We start from the raw sequence: 18,133 nt of genomic DNA, 5'->3' as shown, positions 1-18,133 counted from the left end.
TCGAAAATCGGATTGCCTGATGAAAAGGCGGCGATTATAGCGGTAAAGGGCAAAAGCCTCACCTTGTGATTGTCATACAGTCGTCCACTTAGCTTAACCATACCTGAACAAGCACCGTGGCGGCCTTGGGGCGGCCCTATCAGCGGTGCTATAGTTCGCCGCTGTTCGGCCCGCTCGGCGCGTGCGTGCCTCCACGAAGGGGGCGCGCGTCTGAGTGAGAAGGCTGCATCGCAAGGAGTCTAGATGAGCGTTGATAACGCCTACGCGGTCGAATTGAAGGGTGTGACCTTCAAGCGCGGTTCGCGCAGCATCTTCAATAATGTCGATATACGCATTCCCCGCGGCAAGGTTACCGGCATCATGGGGCCTTCCGGGTGCGGCAAGACCACGCTGCTGCGGCTGATGGGCGCACAGTTGCGTCCGGCCAGTGGCGAGGTCTGGGTGGCCGGGCAGAACCTGCCGACCCTGTCGCGCAGCGACCTGTTCGATGCCCGCAAGCAGATGGGCGTGCTGTTCCAGAGTGGTGCGCTGTTCACCGATCTCGATGTGTTCGAGAACGTGGCGTTCCCGTTGCGGGTGCATACTCAGCTGTCTGACGAGATGATTCGCGACATCGTCCTGATGAAGCTCCAGGCCGTTGGCTTGCGCGGCGCCATCGAACTGATGCCCGACGAGCTGTCCGGTGGCATGAAGCGCCGCGTCGCCCTGGCCCGGGCGATTGCCCTTGACCCGCAGATCCTCATGTACGACGAACCGTTCGTCGGCCAGGACCCGATTGCCATGGGTGTACTGGTGCGGCTGATTCGCCTGCTCAACGATGCCCTGGGCATCACCAGCATCGTCGTTTCCCATGACCTGGCCGAAACCGCCAGTATTGCCGACTATATCTATGTGGTCGGTGATGGCCAGGTGCTGGGGCAGGGTACGCCAGAAGAACTGATGGGCTCCGACAACCCGCGCATTCGTCAATTCATGAAAGGCGACCCGGATGGCCCGGTACCCTTTCACTTTCCTGCGCCGGATTACCGCGCCGATCTTCTGGGGAAGCGTTGATGCGCAGAAAATCCATGCTCGAACGTATTCGTCGCTTTGGCCGCTCGGCCATCGACGTACTGGCCGTGCTCGGCCGTTCCTTTCTGTTCCTGCTGCATTCGCTGGTAGGGCGCAGTGGCACCGGCGGCGGCTTCCAGCTACTGGTCCGGCAGCTTTACTCGGTGGGCGTGCTGTCGCTGGCGATCATCGTCGTTTCCGGCGTGTTCATCGGCATGGTGCTGGCCCTGCAGGGGTTCAGCATCCTCACCAAGTACGGTTCCGAGCAGGCGGTGGGGCAGATGGTCGCCCTGACCTTGCTGCGTGAGCTGGGGCCGGTGGTTACCGCGCTGCTGTTCGCTGGCCGCGCCGGTTCGGCGCTGACCGCCGAGATCGGCAACATGAAATCCACCGAGCAGCTGTCCAGCCTGGAAATGATCGGTGTCGACCCGCTCAAGTACATTGTCGCTCCGCGGCTGTGGGCCGGTTTCATCTCCCTGCCGTTGCTGGCGCTGATCTTCAGCGTGGTCGGCATCTGGGGTGGTTCGTGGGTCGCGGTGGACTGGCTGGGCGTCTACGAAGGCTCGTTCTGGGCCAACATGCAGAACAGTGTTTCCTTTACCGATGATGTGCTCAACGGGGTGATCAAAAGCCTGGTTTTTGCCTTCGTCGTGACCTGGATCGCCGTATTCCAGGGTTATGACTGCGAGCCCACCTCAGAAGGGATCAGTCGTGCCACCACCAAGACCGTGGTCTATGCCTCATTGGCAGTCCTGGGTCTGGACTTTATTCTGACCGCCTTGATGTTTGGAGATTTCTGATGCAAAACCGCACCCTGGAAATCGGTGTCGGCCTGTTTCTTCTGGCCGGGATCCTGGCGCTGATCCTGCTGGCCCTGCGCGTCAGCGGCCTGTCGGCGAGCCCGAGCAGCGACACGTATAAACTTTATGCCAATTTCGACAATATCGCCGGTTTGACTGTCAGAGCTAAAGTGACCATGGCCGGTGTGACCATCGGCAAGGTCACTGCCATCGATCTGGATCGTGACACCTTTACCGGTCGAGTGACGCTGCAGCTGGAAAAACGGGTAGATAACCTGCCTGTCGATTCCACTGCATCCATCCTCACCGCCGGGCTGCTCGGCGAGAAATACATCGGTATCAGCGTGGGCGGAGAAGATGCGGTGCTCAAGGATGGTGCAACCATTCATGACACCCAGTCGGCGCTGGTACTGGAAGATCTGATTGGCAAGTTCCTGCTCAATACCGTTGGCAAAGAAGCTAAATAAGGAGTTTCCATGATTTCTATCCTGCGACGCGGCTTGCTGGTGTTGCTGGCAGCGCTGCCATTGATGGCCGGTGCGGCTGCTCAGTCACCCAAAGAAGTGATCGAGAAGACCACCACCCAGTTGCTGTCTGACCTCAAGGCCAACAAAGAGCAGTACAAGGCCAACCCGAGCGCGTTCTACGATGCGCTCAACGCCAACCTGGGCCCGGTTGTCGATGCCGATGGCATCTCGAAAAGCATCATGACCGTCAAGTATTCGCGCAAGGCCACCCCTGAGCAGATGCAGCGCTTTCAGGAGAACTTCAAGCGCAGCCTGATGCAGTTCTATGGCAATGCCCTGCTCGAGTACAACAACCAGGGCATCACCGTCGGCAGCGAGAAGAAAGATGGTGACGAGCGTGCCAGCGTCGACATGAGCGTCAAGGGCAACAACGGTGCCGTGTACCCGGTGCAGTACACCCTGACCAAGCTCAATGGCGAGTGGAAGGTGCGCAACGTTATCGTCAACGGTATCAACATCGGCAAGCTGTTCCGTGACCAGTTCGCCGATGCCATGCAGCGCAACGGCAACGACCTGGACAAGACCATCGACGGGTGGGCCGGTGAAGTGGCCAAGGCCAAGGAAACCACCGAACAAGCGGCTGAGAAGCAAGCGCAATGACCGACAGCGCCGTGACCATGAGCGAGCCAGGTATATTGAGCCTGGCCGGGGTGCTCGACTATCGCAGCGGGCCGGCCTTGCGCAAGGAAGGCAAGGCCTTGATTGCGGCGTGCAAGGCCCCGGGCCTGGTGCTGGATTGCTCGAAAGTGGAGAAATCCAGCAGCGTCGGTCTGTCCCTGCTGCTGGCCTTCATGCGCGATGGCAAGGCGGCCGGCAAGGCCGTCGAAGTTCGCACGATGCCCCAGGACATGCGTGAAATCGCCGAGGTTTATGACCTCGACGAGGTGCTGGCCGGTCAATGACCGCCAGCCAGCGACTGGCCCCTCTGTCAGAGTCTCCGATTACGGGGTTCGCAGGCGAGGGGCTTTTTTGTATGATGGCCGACCCGCGCGCAAAGGGCGCCGATTGAGGTTGAGCATGCAGGCCGTAGAAGTTAAGAACTTCCTTGAAGAAAAGTTGCCGGGAACCCGGGTCGAAGTTGAAGGCGAAGGCTGCAACTTCCAGTTGAACGTGATCAGCGACGAATTGGCGGCCCTGAGCCCGGTCAAGCGTCAGCAGCAGATCTATGCTCACCTTAACCCGTGGATCACCGATGGCAGCATCCATGCGGTAACCATGAAATTTTTCAGCAGCGCAGCCTGGGCTGAGCGCACCTGAGCCAACTTGGCGGCGAGACTCTAATGGACAAACTGATTATTACTGGCGGCGTTCGCCTCGATGGCGAAATCCGCATTTCCGGGGCAAAGAACGCTGCCCTGCCGATTCTGGCGGCCACCTTGCTCTGCGATGGCCCGGTCACCGTTGGCAACCTGCCGCACCTGCATGACATCACCACGATGATCGAGCTGTTCGGCCGCATGGGCATTGAGCCGGTGATCGACGAGAAGCTCTCGGTCGAAATCGACCCACGCACCATCAAGACCCTGGTCGCGCCTTACGAGCTGGTGAAAACCATGCGCGCCTCGATCCTGGTACTGGGCCCGATGGTTGCCCGCTTTGGCGAAGCCGAAGTGGCCCTGCCTGGCGGTTGCGCCATTGGTTCGCGTCCGGTCGACCTGCACATCCGCGGCCTTGAAGCCATGGGCGCGAAGATCGAGGTCGAAGGCGGCTACATCAAGGCCAAGGCCCCTGAAGGCGGCCTGCGTGGCGCACACTTCTTCTTCGATACCGTCAGTGTGACCGGTACCGAGAACATCATGATGGCCGCAGCCCTGGCCAAAGGCCGCAGCGTGCTGCAAAACGCCGCGCGCGAGCCGGAAGTGGTCGACCTTGCCAACTTCCTCAACGCCATGGGTGCGAAAGTCCAGGGCGCCGGTACCGACACCATCACCATCGATGGCGTCGAGCGCCTGGGTTCGGCGACCTACCGCGTCATGCCTGACCGCATCGAAACCGGTACCTACCTGGTCGCCGCTGCCGTTACTGGCGGCCGCGTCAAGGTCAAGGACACCGATCCGACCATCCTTGAAGCCGTCCTTGAGAAACTCAAGGAAGCCGGCGCCGAAGTCACCACCGGTGAAGACTGGATCGAGCTGGACATGCACGGCAAGCGGCCGAAAGCCGTCAACCTGCGCACCGCTCCGTACCCGGCGTTCCCGACCGACATGCAGGCGCAGTTCATCTCGCTCAACGCCATTGCCGAAGGCACTGGTGCGGTGATCGAGACGATCTTCGAAAACCGCTTCATGCACGTCTACGAAATGCACCGCATGGGTGCCCTGATCCAGGTCGAAGGCAACACTGCCATCGTTACCGGGACCAAGACCCTCAAAGGCGCTCCAGTAATGGCCACCGACCTGCGGGCTTCGGCCAGCCTGGTGCTGTCGGCGCTGGTTGCCGAAGGCGATACGCTGATCGACCGCATCTACCACATCGACCGTGGTTACGAGTGCATCGAGGAAAAACTGCAGATGCTCGGCGCCAAGATCCGTCGCGTACCGGGCTAGTCTGTGAGTGGCGCAGGGACGCGCCAGCCAATTGCTGCACCGAATTAATGCGGTCGGGCCTGTTGAGTGCCCGGCCGGCTGTAGCCGCATAAGGACCGACGTTTCCCATGTTGACCATCGCGCTATCCAAAGGTCGGATTCTCGACGACACCCTGCCGCTGCTGGCGGAAGCCGGTATCGTTCCGACCGAGAACCCGGACAAGAGCCGCAAGCTGATCATCCCTACGACTCAGGAAGACGTACGTCTGCTGATCGTGCGCGCCACCGACGTGCCGACCTATGTCGAGCATGGTGCCGCCGATCTGGGCGTGGCCGGCAAGGACGTGCTGATGGAGTACGGTGGCCAGGGCCTGTACGAGCCGCTGGACCTGCAGATTGCCCAGTGCAAGCTGATGACCGCCGGCAAGATCGGCGCTGCCGAGCCTAAAGGCCGTCTGCGCATCGCCACCAAGTTCGTCAACGTCGCCAAGCGTTACTACGCCGAACAAGGCCGTCAGGTCGATATCATCAAGCTGTATGGCTCGATGGAGCTGGCGCCGCTGATCGGCCTGGCCGACAAGATCATCGACGTCGTCGATACCGGTAACACCCTGCGTGCCAACGGCCTGGAACCCCAGGAACTGATTGCCACCATCAGCTCCCGGCTGGTGGTCAACAAGGCTTCGATGAAGATGCAGCACGCCCGCATCCAGAGCCTGATCGACACCCTGCGCCAGGCTGTCGAATCGCGACACCGCGGCTGACTTCTGCGCGCGACCTTCGCTGTCGCGCCCGTCTATCCGCGTCATAGCCAATTTTCTCGGGTGCCCGCGCGGATGGACTGGTAGCTTAGGGCGCCTGAGCATTCGCCATTTATTGAGGCCCTCGCTATGACCACGTCCACTGCAATCGCCCGACTCAATGCCGCTGACCCGGATTTCGCCCGACATCTGGATCATCTGCTGAGCTGGGAAAGTGTCTCTGACGACGCGGTCAACCAGCGCGTGCTCGACATCATCAAGGCTGTGCGCGAGCGTGGCGATGCGGCGCTGGTAGAGTTCACCCAGCGTTTCGATGGCGTGCCGGCCACCTCGATCGACGACCTGATCCTCGGTCGCGAGCGCCTGGAACTGGCCCTGACCCGTATCACCCCGGCCCAGCGCGAAGCCCTGGAAAAGGCCGCCGAGCGGGTGCGCAGCTACCACGAACGGCAGAAGCAGGATTCCTGGAGCTACACCGAAGCCGACGGCACCGTGCTCGGCCAGAAGGTCACGCCACTGGACCGCGCCGGCCTGTATGTGCCGGGCGGCAAGGCGTCGTACCCCTCTTCGGTACTGATGAACGCGATTCCGGCCAAAGTCGCCGGTGTCGGTGAAGTGGTCATGGTGGTGCCGACCCCGCGTGGCGAGGTCAACGAGCTGGTCCTGGCCGCCGCCTGCATCGCCGGTGTCGACCGGGTCTTCACCATCGGTGGCGCCCAGGCGGTTGCCGCCCTGGCCTATGGCACCGAAAGCGTGCCGCAGGTCGACAAGGTGGTTGGCCCGGGCAACATCTACGTGGCCACCGCCAAGCGCCATGTGTTTGGCCAGGTCGGTATCGACATGATTGCCGGCCCTTCGGAGATTCTCGTGGTATGCGACGGCCAGACCGATCCGGACTGGATCGCCATGGACCTGTTCTCCCAGGCCGAGCACGACGAAGATGCCCAGGCGATCCTGGTCAGCCCTGACGCCGCGTTCCTCGACAAGGTTGCTGCGAGCATCGACAAGCTGCTGCCGACCATGGAGCGCGCCGAGATCATCAAGACCTCGATCAACGGCCGTGGTGCGCTGATCCAGGTGCGCGACATGCAGCAGGCGATGGACGTTGCCAACCGCATTGCGCCGGAGCACCTGGAGTTGTCGGTGGCCGATCCGCAGGCCTGGCTGCCGCAGATTCGCCATGCCGGTGCGATCTTCATGGGCCGCCACACCAGCGAAGCCCTGGGCGATTACTGCGCAGGCCCCAACCACGTGTTGCCGACTTCCGGTACCGCGCGCTTCTCGTCGCCACTGGGGGTGTATGACTTCCAGAAGCGTTCGTCGATCATCTTCTGCTCCGAGCAGGGGGCTTCCGAGCTGGGCCACACCGCCTCGGTGCTGGCCCGCGGCGAATCGCTGACCGCCCACGCCCGCAGCGCCGAATACCGCATCCTTGCCGACAAGAAGGGGAACTGAACATGAGTAAATTCTGGAGCCCCTTCGTCAAGGACCTGGTGCCTTACGTGCCGGGCGAACAGCCAAAGCTGGCCAAGCTGGTCAAGCTCAACACCAACGAGAACCCCTACGGCCCATCGCCCAAGGCGCTGGAAGCCATGCGCGGCGAGCTGAACGACAACCTGCGCCTGTACCCGGACCCTAACAGCGACCTGCTCAAGCAGGCGGTAGCGGACTACTACGGGGTGCAGGGCAACCAGGTGTTCCTCGGCAACGGTTCGGATGAAGTGCTGGCGCACATCTTCCATGGCCTGTTCCAGCACGATGCGCCGCTGCTGTTCCCGGACATCAGCTACAGCTTCTACCCGGTCTACTGCGGCCTGTACGGCATCCCGTTCGAGGCGGTGGCGCTGGACGAACAGTTCCAGATCCGCGTCGGGGACTACCGCAAGGCCAATGGCGGGATCATCTTCCCCAACCCCAACGCGCCGACCGGTTGCCTGCTGGCTCTGGACGCCATCGAGCAACTGCTCGAGGCCAACCCCGATTCGGTGGTGGTGGTCGATGAAGCCTACATCGATTTTGGTGGTCAGACGGCGATCAGCCTGGTGGATCGCTACGACAACCTGCTGGTCACCCAGACCCTGTCCAAGTCGCGTTCGCTGGCGGGCTTGCGGGTCGGCCTGGCGGTGGGCCATCCGGACCTGATCGAGGCGCTGGAGCGGATCAAGAACAGCTTCAACTCCTATCCGCTCGATCGTATGGCGATCGTCGGTGCGGCGGCAGCGTTTGCAGACCGCGCGTACTTCGACGAAACCTGCCGCAAAGTGATCGACAGCCGCGAGTTGCTGGTCAAGGAATTGAGCGCCCGTGGTTTCGAAGTATTGCCGTCGGCGGCCAACTTCATCTTTGCCCGCCACCCGCAGCAGGATGCTGCCGAACTGGCAGCCCGCCTGCGTGAACAAGGGGTGATCGTGCGGCACTTCAAGCAGGCGCGGATTGCCCAGTTCCTGCGCATCACCATTGGTACGCCGGAGCAGAACCAGGCGTTGCTTGATGCGTTGAACTGATAGAGCGCAGCCCTTGTCGCGGGGCAAGTCGAGGCGTCGCACCGCCGCTCCCACAGTGACCCTCTGTGGGAGCGGGCTTGCCCCGCGATGGATTTTACCGGTAACCTCCCTTTCTCAAATTCATCCGATGATTGGATGTCATGACCTTACTGATCAAGCGCTCCCTGGTCGAACAAGCCGTCGAGCAACTGCGCCAGCGCGTCGCCAGCGGCGCCTGGACCGTGGGCCAGCGCCTGCCCACTGAGCCAGAGCTGGCCAGCGAACTGGGTATCAGCCGCAATACCGTGCGTGAAGCCATGCGCGTTCTGGCCTTCAGCGGGTTGGTCGAGGTTCGCCAGGGTGACGGCAGTTACCTGCGGGCCACGGTCGACCCCCTGCAAACCGTACAGGCCTTGTCGCGCTGCAGTCTCAAGCAGGCGCGCGAAGTGCGGCACATCCTCGAAGCCGAAGCCATCGGCCTGGCGGCGTTGCGCCGTACCGACGAAGACCTCAAGGGCCTGCACGAAGCCTTGCGCGACAGCAGTGCGCATTTTCATCACGACCTGGATTGCTATATCGCCTGCGACCTGGTGTTCCACCAGCGTCTGGTCGACGCTGCGCACAATCCGGCGTTGAGCGAGTTGTACCGCTACTTTTCCGGCGTGCTGGCCAGCACTCTGCATCACAGCATGAACGAAGGACCGCGACGCCAACCGGTGCTGGACCTGCACCGGGAGATCCTCGAGGCAGTAGAGCAAGGCGACGCGGAGCGCGCCAAGGCCCTGACCCGGACACTTATCAATGAACCCTGACACCGAGACCGCCATGTCCCAGGATATTGTCCAGACCGAACGCGCAGGACGCGCGCCGGAACTTGAAGAACTGCTGATCGACGCCGAAGCCGACGACGAACAGGTCCAGCACCAGCCCCTGCTGTTGAGCCGGCCCTGGCTGTTGCTGCTCGGTCTGGTACTGGTGGCGTTGAACCTGCGTCCGGCGCTGTCGAGCATGGCGCCGCTGCTTAGCCAGGTGTCCGACAGCCTCGGCCTGACAGCCTCTCAGGCGGGCCTGTTGACCACCTTGCCGGTGCTGTGCCTGGGCCTTTTCGCCCCGCTGGCACCGGTTCTGGCGCGTCGTTTTGGCAGTGAGCGAGTGATCCTCGGCATTCTTCTGGTGCTGGCTGCGGGTATTGCGGTGCGTAGCGCCTTTGGCGCCACCGGCGTCTTCGTCGGTAGCCTCATGGCCGGGGCGAGCATTGGCGTGATCGGTGTGTTGCTGCCGGGCATCGTCAAGCGTGATTTCCCCCAGCATGCCGGGACCCTCACGGGGGTCTACACCATGGCCTTGTGCCTGGGCGCGGCAATGGCTGCTGGCGCTACCGTGCCATTGACCGAGCAATTGGGCGACAGCTGGTCGCTGGGGCTGGGCTTCTGGCTGATCCCCGCACTGCTGGCGGCGCTGATCTGGTTGCCCCAGGCCCGTCACGGCCATGGTGCCCACCACGTGGCCTACCGCGTACGAGGCCTGCTGCGTGATCCGCTGGCCTGGCAGGTGACCCTGTACATGGGCCTGCAGTCGTCGCTGGCCTACATCGTTTTCGGCTGGCTGCCGTCGATCCTCATCGGTCGCGGCCTGAGCCCGACCCAGGCGGGGCTGGTGCTGTCCGGTTCGGTGATCGTGCAATTGATCAGCTCCCTCAGCGCGCCCTGGTTGGCAACCCGCGGCAAGGACCAGCGCCTGGCCATCGTGATTGTCATGCTCATGGCCCTGGCCGGTTTGTTTGGCTGCCTGTACGCGCCGCTGGACGGCCTGTGGGGCTGGGCCATCGTGCTTGGGTTGGGGCAGGGCGGCACCTTCGCCCTGGCGCTGACCCTGATCGTCTTGCGCTCCAAGGACGCCCATGTGGCGGCCAACCTGTCGAGCATGGCCCAGGGCATCGGTTATACCCTGGCTTCGATGGGGCCGTTCGCGGTCGGCCTGGTGCATGACTTGACCGGTGGCTGGAACGCGGTGGGCTGGATCTTTGCCGTGCTCGGTGTCGGCGCTATCGGCTTTGGCCTCAAGGCCGGGCGCAACCTGCATGTGCAGGTAGTCAGCGAGCGGGTTTGAGAGTGCGTTGAAGCCATCGCCGGCAAGGCCGGCTTGTGTCTTGAGGTAGGAATAGAATCAGAAGTGAGAGCGGTGAATGGCAAGCTGTACGCCGGTAGTGCTTAAAGCACGTGTGGGAGCAAAGCTGCCATTCACCTCTCCACTCTGGCCCGAGCCCGAACAGTTGATTGAGCGCCTCTCGAATCACAAGCGTGGGCCAAGCCAGAGCGCTCTCACAACTGAGTGTAAGAGGGTTCAGCCATGTTGTCTTCTGTTGGAATCGACACTGCCAAAGCCACTTTAGAGATCTGCATCAAACCTCAGAAAATCCGCTTCGAAGTGGCCAACAACTCCGCAGGCTTCGAGGCGTTGCTTGAGCGTCTGAAGGACTTCAATATCAGCCGAGTGCTGATCGAAGCGACAGGCGGCTACGAGAAAGATGTGTTGATCGCCCTGGCCTCAGCAGGACTGGAAACCATCTGCATCAACCCAGCCCGTGCCCGGAAATTCGCCGATGCCATGGGTAAAAAAGCCAAAACCGACAAGATCGACGCCGAAGTCCTTGCGGACTTCGCTGCACACCTCAGCGTTCCTCAAAGCCAACCGATCAGCCCGGAACGCGAAGAGCTGCGCGAGTTGGTGAAGCAGCGCGCCCAATTTGTGCAGAGCCGTGATGACGACAAACGGCGTCGCCTGCAATGCCGCTCGGCAATGGCGATGGCCCACTTTGATGAGCACATAGAACACCTGAAAGTGCTGATCAAACGCCTCGACGAAGAAATTGACCAGGCGATGGTGCAACTGGACGATACCAGGGCGCGTCAGTTATTGGCAGTGACCGGAATCGGTCGAGTAACCGCCGCAAATCTGCTCGCCTCACTGCCTGAACTGGGGCAGTTGGACCGCCGTCAGATCGCCGCTCTGGTGGGCGTAGCGCCTTACAACAACGATAGTGGTAGCCATCGAGGGCACCGCCAGATATGGGGTGGTCGGGCCCATGTAAGGCGAGTGCTGTACATGTCGAGCTGGATCATCATCCGTCACAACACAGAATTTAAAGCACGCTACGAAGCACTTCGGGCACGTGGCAAGTGCGCCAAGGTGGCACTCGTAGCTTGCATGCGGGTGCTGATCGTCAGGCTGAATGCAATGCTGCGGGACAATACCCCTTGGCGAGTGCAAACAGCCTGATCAAGACAGTTGCTCCCACAAGAGTACGGCGCACTCTTGTGGGAGCCAGCCTTGCTGGCGATGGCTGCGAAGCAGCCCGGATTTAACCAGGCATTCGCCAGGCAAATGCCCATAGCTTTTTGCCACATCTGCGGACTATCGTTCAGGTCTATTCCCTCGGAAACGGACCCGCCCCATGAGCGACGCCAACACCGCCTTGATCACCCGCTTCTACCAGGCCTTCCAGCGCCTGGACGCCGAAGCCATGATCGCCTGCTACAGCGACGATATCGTCTTCAGCGACCCGGCCTTCGGCACCTTGCGCGGCAAGGATGCCGCTGACATGTGGCGCATGCTCACCACCCGCGCCAAGGACTTTTCCCTGGCCTTCGACAGTGTGCGTGCCGACGAGCGTGGCGGCAGTGCCCACTGGGTGGCCCGCTACCTGTTCAGCCAGACCGGCCGCACCGTGGTCAACGACATCCAGGCACGCTTCGTGTTTCGTGACGGCAAGATTTGCGAACACCACGACAGCTTCGACTTGTGGCGCTGGTCGCGTCAGGCATTGGGTACCACCGGGTGGTTGCTGGGCTGGTCACCGCTGGTGCAGGGCAAGGTGCGCGCCCAGGCCCAGAAAGGCCTGCGGGCGTTCCAGGCGGGGCGCTGAGGCGCTAAGCTGTGCGCTTTGCCGTCGATAGTAGCCACCGTGTCCGAGCCCACTCCCGAACCGCTGAACAAACCCTGGTACGTCTACCTGGTGCGCGCCGCCAATGGCTCGCTGTACTGCGGGATCAGTGATAACCCCGAGCGGCGCTTCCTGGCCCATCAGAAGGGCCAGGGTGCACGCTACTTCAGCACTAGCCCGGCGGTGGCGCTGGTCTATGTCGAAGCCTGGCCGGACAAGGCCAAGGCCCTGCAACAGGAGCGGCTGGTGAAGAAGCTGCGCAAAAGCGCCAAGGAAGCCCTGGTGGCCTCCTGGCCCGGTCTCAGTCCTTGCGGCGCTTGAGCTGATCGGTCAATTGCGTCGGCAAGCCCTTGATGATCAGCGTACCGGCTTCTTCGTCGTACTCGATCTTCGAGCCCAGCAGGTGCGCCTCGAAGCTGATCGACAGGCCTTCGGCGCGGCCGGTGAAGCGGCGGAACTGGTTGAGGGTACGTTTGTCGGCGGGGATTTCCGGCGACAGGCCGTAGTCCTTGTTGCGGATGTGCTCATAGAAGGCCCGTGGCCGGTCTTCGTCGATCAGTCCCGATAGCTCCTCGAGGGCCACCGGCTCGCCGGCCTTGGTCTGGCTGGTGGCATAGTCGACCAGGGTCTGGGTTTTCTCGCGGGCGGCTTCCTCGGGCAGGTCTTCGCTTTCGACGAAGTCACTGAAGGCCTTGAGCAGGGTGCGGGTCTCGCCCGGGCCGTCGACGCCTTCCTGGCAGCCGATGAAGTCGCGGAAGTACTCCGAGACCTTCTTGCCGTTCTTGCCCTTGATGAACGAGATGTACTGCTTGGAGGCCTTGTTGTTCTGCCACTCGGAAATATTGATGCGCGCAGCCAGGTGCAACTGGCCCAGGTCCAGGTGGCGCGACGGGGTCACGTCCAGCTCGGCGTTCACCGCCACGCCTTCGCTGTGGTGCAGCAGGGCGATCGCCAGGTAGTCGGTCATGCCCTGCTGGTAGTGGGCGAAGAGGACGTGGCCGCCGACGGACAGGTTGGACTCTTCCATCAGCTTTTGCAGGTGCTCGACGGCGACGCGGCTGAAGGCGGTGAAGGTGCTGCCTTCATCCAGGTATTCCTTGAGCCAGCCGCTGAACGGGTGGGCGCCGGATTCTGCGTGGAAGAAGCCCCAGGCTTTACCCTGTTTGGCGTTGTAGCTGTCGTTGAGGTCGGCCAGAAGGTTTTCGATGGCCCCGGACTCGGCCAGTTCAGAGTCGCGGGCGTGCAGCACGGCGGGGCTGCCATCGGGTTTCTTGTCGATCAGGTGGACGATGCAATGACGGATCGGCATGGGATTCTCGGTCGAAAATGGGCGGTGCTGGCCGCGTTGCAAAGTCGCCAAGTGTACCTCAGCACAGGGGTGATTCAGCGGCCAGATGTTGGCAGATATGTCGGTTGTTCGTTTTTTGTTCAAAATTTTGCGTTTTTTCGCGCAAACCCCCGAAAAACCTGCACATTTGCCCTGTGGGAGGCGGATATTTATCTATTCCTGTGGTAGTTTTGCCCGGTCTTGCGCCCCGTGTGTGGCGCATTGCTGGCAGACCGCTCGCGTCACGTCGAACCAAACGTCGTTTTACGTATCTACATACGCGATTGACGTGGCTGTAACACCGGACCGCCGGTTACCCCGCAGGTCTGGCTCGATGACTGACGTAGCACTCTGCATACTCACTGAATTTGATAGGGAAGGAACACCACCATGGCATTGACCAAAGACCAACTGATCGCCGATATCGCTGAAGCTATCGACGCGCCAAAAACCACCGCGCGTAACGCTCTGGAGCAACTGGGCCAGATCGTTGCTGATCAACTGGAAAATGGCAGCGAAATCACCCTGCCAGGCATCGGCAAACTGAAAATCACCGAGCGTCCTGCCCGTACCGGCCGCAACCCTTCGACTGGCGCTGCCATCGAAATCGCTGCCAAGAAAGTCGTCAAGTTCGTACCAGCCAAAGTGCTGACCGACGCTGTAAACAAGTAATTGTAAGCAGCTCGAAAAAGCCGCGTCCGGGTTGCCCGGACGCGGTTTTTTTATGCCTCTGTAGGAGCGGGCTTGCCCCGCGATCGCGGCCTGTCAGTCACCTCGTATCGCGAGCCAAGCCCGCTCCTACATCGCCCAACGGCTGTTGCGCCAGGCCTGGCGCGCCGCAGCATCCTGGAAGGTCCAGGCGATCATGCGGCTCTGCTTCTGCCCCTGGCCCATCTCCACCACTCGCTGTTCGACAGCACCGGCCTTTTTTAGCGCTGCCTGGATACCGGGCAGGTTGGAGGCTTTGGACACCAGACTGGTGAACCACAGCACCTGCTGGCCAAGGCTGGCGCTTTCGGCCACCAACTGGCTGACAAAGCGGATCTCGCCGCCCTCGCACCAGAGTTCGTTGTTCTGCCCGCCAAAGTTCAGCACCGGCAACTTGCGCTTTGGATCGGCCTTGCCCAGGGCCCGCCATTTGCGCTGGCTGCCGCGGGTGGCTTCTTCGCGCGAGGCGTGGAAAGGTGGGTTGCACAAGGTCAGGTCGAAGCGCTCGTCGCTGTTCAGCAGCCCCAGCAGGATGTGCTTGCGATTGCCTTGCTGGCGCAGGCTGATGGCCTTGCCCAGGCCGTTGGCCTGGACGATTGCGCCGGCTGCCGCAAGCGCCGTGGCGTCGATGTCCGAGCCGAGAAAACGCCAGCGATAATCACTGTGGCCCAGCAACGGGTAGATACAGTTGGCGCCGATGCCGATGTCCAGCGCTTGGACTTGCGCGCCACGGGGGATTTCACCGCCGTTTTCTTCAGCCAGCAGGTCTGCCAGCACGTGCACGTAGTCAGCACGACCGGGAATCGGTGGGCACAGGTAATCGGCCGGAATATCCCAGTGCTGGATACCGTACTGGGCCTTGAGCAGGGCGCGGTTGAATACCCTGACCGCGTCCGGGTTGGCGAAGTCGATGCTCGGCTTGCCGTGGGGGTTGGTGATCATGAACCGGCCCAGCTCAGGGCTGCTCTTGATCAGCTGGGGGAAGTCGTAGCGGCCCTGGTGGCGGTTGCGCGGGTGCAGGGTCGGTTTGTTGGTTGTGGTCATCTTGATGTCCGGTGGAAAGCATCGCGGGTCAAGCCCGCTCCCACAGAGACTGTAGGAGCGGGCTTGACCCGCGATAGCGTCGCTGAGATCAGCGAGTGTTACAAGGCGGCAATCCGCGCATGCTGCTCGGTGAAGTTGGCCAGGGCCTGTTCGGCTTCAGCCAGCTTCGCGCGCTCCTTGTCGATCACCGCAGGCGGTGCCTTGTCGACGAAGGCGGCGTTGGACAGCTTGCCGCCGACGCGCTGGACTTCACCCTGCAGACGCTGGATTTCCTTGTTCAGGCGAGCCAGCTCGGCGTCCTTGTCGATCAGGCCGGCCATCGGCACCAGCACCTGCAGGTCGCCAACCAGGGCGGTGGCGCTCAGTGGCGCTTCGTCCTGCTCGCCGAGCACGGTGAAGGATTCGATCTTCGCCAGCTTCTTCAGCAGCGCTTCGTTTTCCTGCAGGCGGCGTTGGTCTTCGGCGCTGGCGTTTTTCAGGAACAGTTGCAGCGGCTTGCCCGGGCCGATGTTCATTTCGCCGCGGATGTTGCGCACGCCGAGCATCAGCTCCTTGAGCCACTCGATATCGCCTTCGGCAGCGGCATCGATGCGGCTTTCATTGGCCACTGGCCATGGCTGCAGCATGATGGTCTTGCCTTCGGCGCCGGCCAGCGGCGCCAGGCGCTGCCAGATTTCTTCGGTGATGAACGGCATGAACGGATGGGCCAGGCGCAGTGCCACTTCCAGTACCCGTACCAGGGTGCGGCGAGTGCCACGGGCGCGTTCGACCGGCGCGTTCTCGTCCCACAGGACCGGCTTGGAAAGTTCCAGGTACCAGTCGCAATACTGGTTCCAGATGAACTCGTAAAGCGCCTGGGCGGCGAGGTCGAAGCGGAACTGATCGAGCTGGCGGGTCACTTCGGCTTCGGTGCGCTGCAGTTGCGAGATGATCCAGCGATCAGCCAGCGACAGCTCGTAAGCCTCACCGTTCTGGCCGCAGTCTTCGCCCTTGTCCAGCACGTAGCGCGCGGCGTTCCAGATCTTGTTGCAGAAGTTGCGGTAGCCTTCGACGCGGCCCATGTCGAACTTGATGTCGCGACCGGTGGAGGCCAGCGAGCAGAAGGTGAAGCGCAGGGCGTCGGTGCCGTAGCTGGCGATGCCTTCAGGGAACTCGGCCTTGGTCTGCTTGGCGATCTTCTCGGCAAGTTTGGGCTGCATCATGCCGCTGGTGCGTTTTTCCAGCAGCTCGTCCAGGGTAATGCCGTCGACGATGTCCAGCGGGTCAAGGACGTTGCCCTTGGACTTGGACATCTTCTGGCCCTGGCCATCGCGCACCAGACCGTGCACATAGACAGTCTTGAACGGTACCTGCGGGGTGCCGTCCTCGTTCTTCACCAGGTGCATGGTCAGCATGATCATCCGGGCTACCCAGAAGAAAATGATGTCGAAGCCGGTGACCAGCACGTCGGTGGAGTGGAATTTCTTGAGGAATTCGGTCTGCTGCGGCCAGCCCAGGGTCGAGAAGGTCCACAGGCCCGAGCTGAACCAGGTGTCCAGTACGTCGTTGTCCTGGTTCAGGACCACGTCGGCGCCGAGGTTGTGCTTGCTGCGGACTTCTTCTTCGCTGCGGCCGACATAGACCTTGCCGGATTCGTCGTACCAGGCCGGAATACGGTGGCCCCACCACAGCTGACGGCTGATGCACCAGTCCTGGATGTCGCGCATCCACGAGAAGTACATGTTTTCGTACTGCTTGGGCACGAACTGGATGCGGCCGTCTTCAACGGCAGCAATCGCCGGCTCCGCCAGCGGCTTGGTCGACACGTACCACTGGTCGGTCAGCCACGGCTCGATGATGGTGCCGGAACGGTCGCCTTTCGGTACTTTCAGGGCGTGGTCGTCGACGCTGACCAACAGGCCTGCGGCGTCGAAATCGGCGACGATCTGCTTGCGTGCGACGAAGCGGTCCAGGCCGGCATACTGGGCAGGCAGGGTAGCGTCGACGCTTTCATTGACGCTGCCATCGAGGTTGAACACCTGGGCGGCCGGCAGGACGAAGGCATTCTTGTCGAAGATGTTCAGCAGCGGCAGGTTGTGGCGCTTGCCGACTTCATAGTCGTTGAAGTCGTGGGCCGGGGTGATCTTCACGCAGCCGGTGCCGAATTCAGGGTCGCAGTAGTCGTCGGCAATGATCGGGATGCGCCGGCCAACCAGCGGCAGCTCGACGAACTTGCCGATCAGCGCCTTGTAACGCTCGTCTTCCGGGTTCACGGCAACGGCGGCGTCGCCGAGCATGGTTTCCGGGCGAGTGGTGGCGACGATCAGGTAATCCTTGCCGTCGGCGGTCTTGGCGCCGTCAGCCAGCGGATAGCGCAGGTTCCACAGGTGACCCTTCTCGTCGTGGTTTTCCACTTCAAGGTCGGAGATCGCCGTGTGCAGCTTGGTGTCCCAGTTGACCAGGCGCTTGCCGCGGTAGATCAGGCCGTCTTCATGCAGGCGCACGAAGGCTTCTTTCACAGCTTCCGAGAGGCCGTCGTCCATGGTGAAGCGCTCGCGGCTCCAGTCGACCGACGAGCCCAGGCGGCGAATCTGGCGGCTGATGTTGCCACCGGACTGATCCTTCCATTCCCAGACCTTTTCCAGGAATTTCTCGCGGCCCAGGTCGTGGCGGCTCTGCCCCTTGGCCTCAAGTTGACGCTCGACCAGCATCTGCGTGGCGATACCGGCGTGGTCGGTACCTGGCTGCCACAGGGTGTTGCGGCCCTGCATGCGGCGGAAACGGATCAGGGCGTCCATGATCGCGTTGTTGAAGCCATGCCCCATGTGCAGGCTGCCGGTGACGTTCGGCGGCGGGATCATGATGGTGTAGGAATCGCCCGCGCCTTGCGGAGCGAAATAATTCTCGGACTCCCAGGTGTTGTACCAGGAAGTTTCAATAGCGTGCGGCTGGTAGGTCTTATCCATGCGCGGCGGGACCCTTAGGC

The 18,133-nt window shown here is 61.9% G+C and carries 19 protein-coding genes; 16 read left to right on the top strand and 3 right to left on the bottom strand.

All coding sequences use genetic code 11. The annotated features are described in order from the left end of the window. Positions 1 to 243 precede the first annotated feature (243 nt). The 15 genes from CCOS864_RS23175 (at position 244) to CCOS864_RS23105 (ending at position 12,410) form a co-directional block, all read left to right on the top strand. Positions 244 to 1,053 carry an ATP-binding cassette domain-containing protein gene (locus CCOS864_RS23175; protein ID WP_010223378.1) on the top strand — a complete coding sequence of 270 codons (810 nt, stop codon included), beginning with the start codon at positions 244 to 246 and terminating at the stop codon, positions 1,051 to 1,053. After that, complete coding sequence (gene mlaE, locus CCOS864_RS23170) at positions 1,053 to 1,850, top strand: lipid asymmetry maintenance ABC transporter permease subunit MlaE (protein ID WP_115088581.1); 798 nt, start codon at positions 1,053 to 1,055, stop codon at positions 1,848 to 1,850. Before CCOS864_RS23175 ends, mlaE begins: the two co-directional genes overlap by 1 nt. Next, positions 1,850 to 2,317 (top strand): outer membrane lipid asymmetry maintenance protein MlaD, encoded by a 468-nt coding sequence (mlaD, locus tag CCOS864_RS23165; protein WP_010223376.1) that lies wholly within the window; start codon positions 1,850 to 1,852, stop codon positions 2,315 to 2,317. Before mlaE ends, mlaD begins: the two co-directional genes overlap by 1 nt. Before the next feature lie 9 nt (positions 2,318 to 2,326). Continuing rightward, on the top strand, positions 2,327 to 2,977 hold the full coding sequence (locus CCOS864_RS23160) for an MlaC/ttg2D family ABC transporter substrate-binding protein (protein ID WP_115088580.1): 651 nt from the start codon (positions 2,327 to 2,329) through the stop codon (positions 2,975 to 2,977). After that, a complete protein-coding gene (locus CCOS864_RS23155) occupies positions 2,974 to 3,279 on the top strand; it encodes an STAS domain-containing protein (RefSeq protein WP_115088579.1) in 306 nt (101 codons plus the stop codon). The genes CCOS864_RS23160 and CCOS864_RS23155 overlap by 4 nt, the downstream gene beginning before the upstream one ends. Positions 3,280 to 3,394: 115 nt before the next feature. Beyond that, the gene (locus CCOS864_RS23150; RefSeq protein WP_010223373.1) at positions 3,395 to 3,634 is read left to right on the top strand and encodes a BolA family protein; all 240 of its coding nucleotides are present in this window, start codon (positions 3,395 to 3,397) and stop codon (positions 3,632 to 3,634) included. Positions 3,635 to 3,657: 23 nt separating this feature from the next. Continuing rightward, complete coding sequence (gene murA, locus CCOS864_RS23145; RefSeq protein ID WP_010223372.1) at positions 3,658 to 4,923, top strand: UDP-N-acetylglucosamine 1-carboxyvinyltransferase; 1,266 nt, start codon at positions 3,658 to 3,660, stop codon at positions 4,921 to 4,923. A gap of 107 nt (positions 4,924 to 5,030) precedes the next feature. Further along, entirely contained in the window at positions 5,031 to 5,666 is a 636-nt protein-coding gene (hisG, locus tag CCOS864_RS23140; protein ID WP_115088578.1) for an ATP phosphoribosyltransferase, read from the top strand. Positions 5,667 to 5,792: 126 nt separating this feature from the next. Continuing rightward, a complete protein-coding gene (hisD, locus tag CCOS864_RS23135) occupies positions 5,793 to 7,118 on the top strand; it encodes a histidinol dehydrogenase (RefSeq protein ID WP_115088577.1) in 1,326 nt (441 codons plus the stop codon). A gap of 2 nt (positions 7,119 to 7,120) precedes the next feature. Further along, entirely contained in the window at positions 7,121 to 8,167 is a 1,047-nt protein-coding gene (hisC, locus tag CCOS864_RS23130; protein WP_115088576.1) for a histidinol-phosphate transaminase, read from the top strand. Between the two features lie 140 nt (positions 8,168 to 8,307). Then, on the top strand, positions 8,308 to 8,958 hold the full coding sequence (locus CCOS864_RS23125) for a FadR/GntR family transcriptional regulator (protein ID WP_415842468.1): 651 nt from the start codon (positions 8,308 to 8,310) through the stop codon (positions 8,956 to 8,958). Beyond that, the gene (locus CCOS864_RS23120) at positions 8,948 to 10,255 is read left to right on the top strand and encodes a CynX/NimT family MFS transporter (protein WP_415842469.1); all 1,308 of its coding nucleotides are present in this window, start codon (positions 8,948 to 8,950) and stop codon (positions 10,253 to 10,255) included. The genes CCOS864_RS23125 and CCOS864_RS23120 overlap by 11 nt, the downstream gene beginning before the upstream one ends. Before the next feature lie 240 nt (positions 10,256 to 10,495). Next, a complete protein-coding gene (locus tag CCOS864_RS23115) occupies positions 10,496 to 11,425 on the top strand; it encodes an IS110 family RNA-guided transposase (RefSeq protein ID WP_115086194.1) in 930 nt (309 codons plus the stop codon). Between the two features lie 175 nt (positions 11,426 to 11,600). Then, positions 11,601 to 12,071, top strand: a complete 471-nt coding sequence (locus CCOS864_RS23110) for a nuclear transport factor 2 family protein (protein ID WP_115088574.1) — start codon at positions 11,601 to 11,603, stop codon at positions 12,069 to 12,071. A gap of 39 nt (positions 12,072 to 12,110) precedes the next feature. After that, positions 12,111 to 12,410 (top strand): GIY-YIG nuclease family protein, encoded by a 300-nt coding sequence (locus CCOS864_RS23105; RefSeq protein WP_115088573.1) that lies wholly within the window; start codon positions 12,111 to 12,113, stop codon positions 12,408 to 12,410. Here CCOS864_RS23105 and yejK read toward each other — a convergent pair. Then, positions 12,391 to 13,398, bottom strand: a complete 1,008-nt coding sequence (yejK, locus tag CCOS864_RS23100) for a nucleoid-associated protein YejK (RefSeq protein WP_115088572.1) — start codon at positions 13,396 to 13,398, stop codon at positions 12,391 to 12,393. The two genes, CCOS864_RS23105 and yejK, sit on opposite strands and share 20 nt — an antisense overlap. 408 nt (positions 13,399 to 13,806) lie before the next feature. On the opposite strand from yejK, the gene CCOS864_RS23095 reads away from it, so the two are divergent. Next, positions 13,807 to 14,088 (top strand): HU family DNA-binding protein, encoded by a 282-nt coding sequence (locus CCOS864_RS23095; protein WP_009398256.1) that lies wholly within the window; start codon positions 13,807 to 13,809, stop codon positions 14,086 to 14,088. Between the two features lie 126 nt (positions 14,089 to 14,214). On the opposite strand, the gene rlmF is transcribed toward CCOS864_RS23095, so the two are convergent. Together rlmF and CCOS864_RS23085 are read right to left on the bottom strand one after the other, a co-directional pair. Continuing rightward, positions 14,215 to 15,168 (bottom strand): 23S rRNA (adenine(1618)-N(6))-methyltransferase RlmF, encoded by a 954-nt coding sequence (gene rlmF / locus CCOS864_RS23090; RefSeq protein WP_115088571.1) that lies wholly within the window; start codon positions 15,166 to 15,168, stop codon positions 14,215 to 14,217. A gap of 98 nt (positions 15,169 to 15,266) precedes the next feature. Then, on the bottom strand, positions 15,267 to 18,113 hold the full coding sequence (locus tag CCOS864_RS23085; RefSeq protein WP_115088570.1) for a valine--tRNA ligase: 2,847 nt from the start codon (positions 18,111 to 18,113) through the stop codon (positions 15,267 to 15,269). Between the last annotated feature and the right edge of the window lie 20 nt (positions 18,114 to 18,133).

It is taken from the genome of Pseudomonas wadenswilerensis, from assembly GCF_900497695.1.
Lineage (GTDB): Bacteria > Pseudomonadota > Gammaproteobacteria > Pseudomonadales > Pseudomonadaceae > Aquipseudomonas > Aquipseudomonas wadenswilerensis.
Note: the sequence above shows the minus strand (reverse complement) of the source record. Positions and strands in the feature narration are given on the sequence as shown.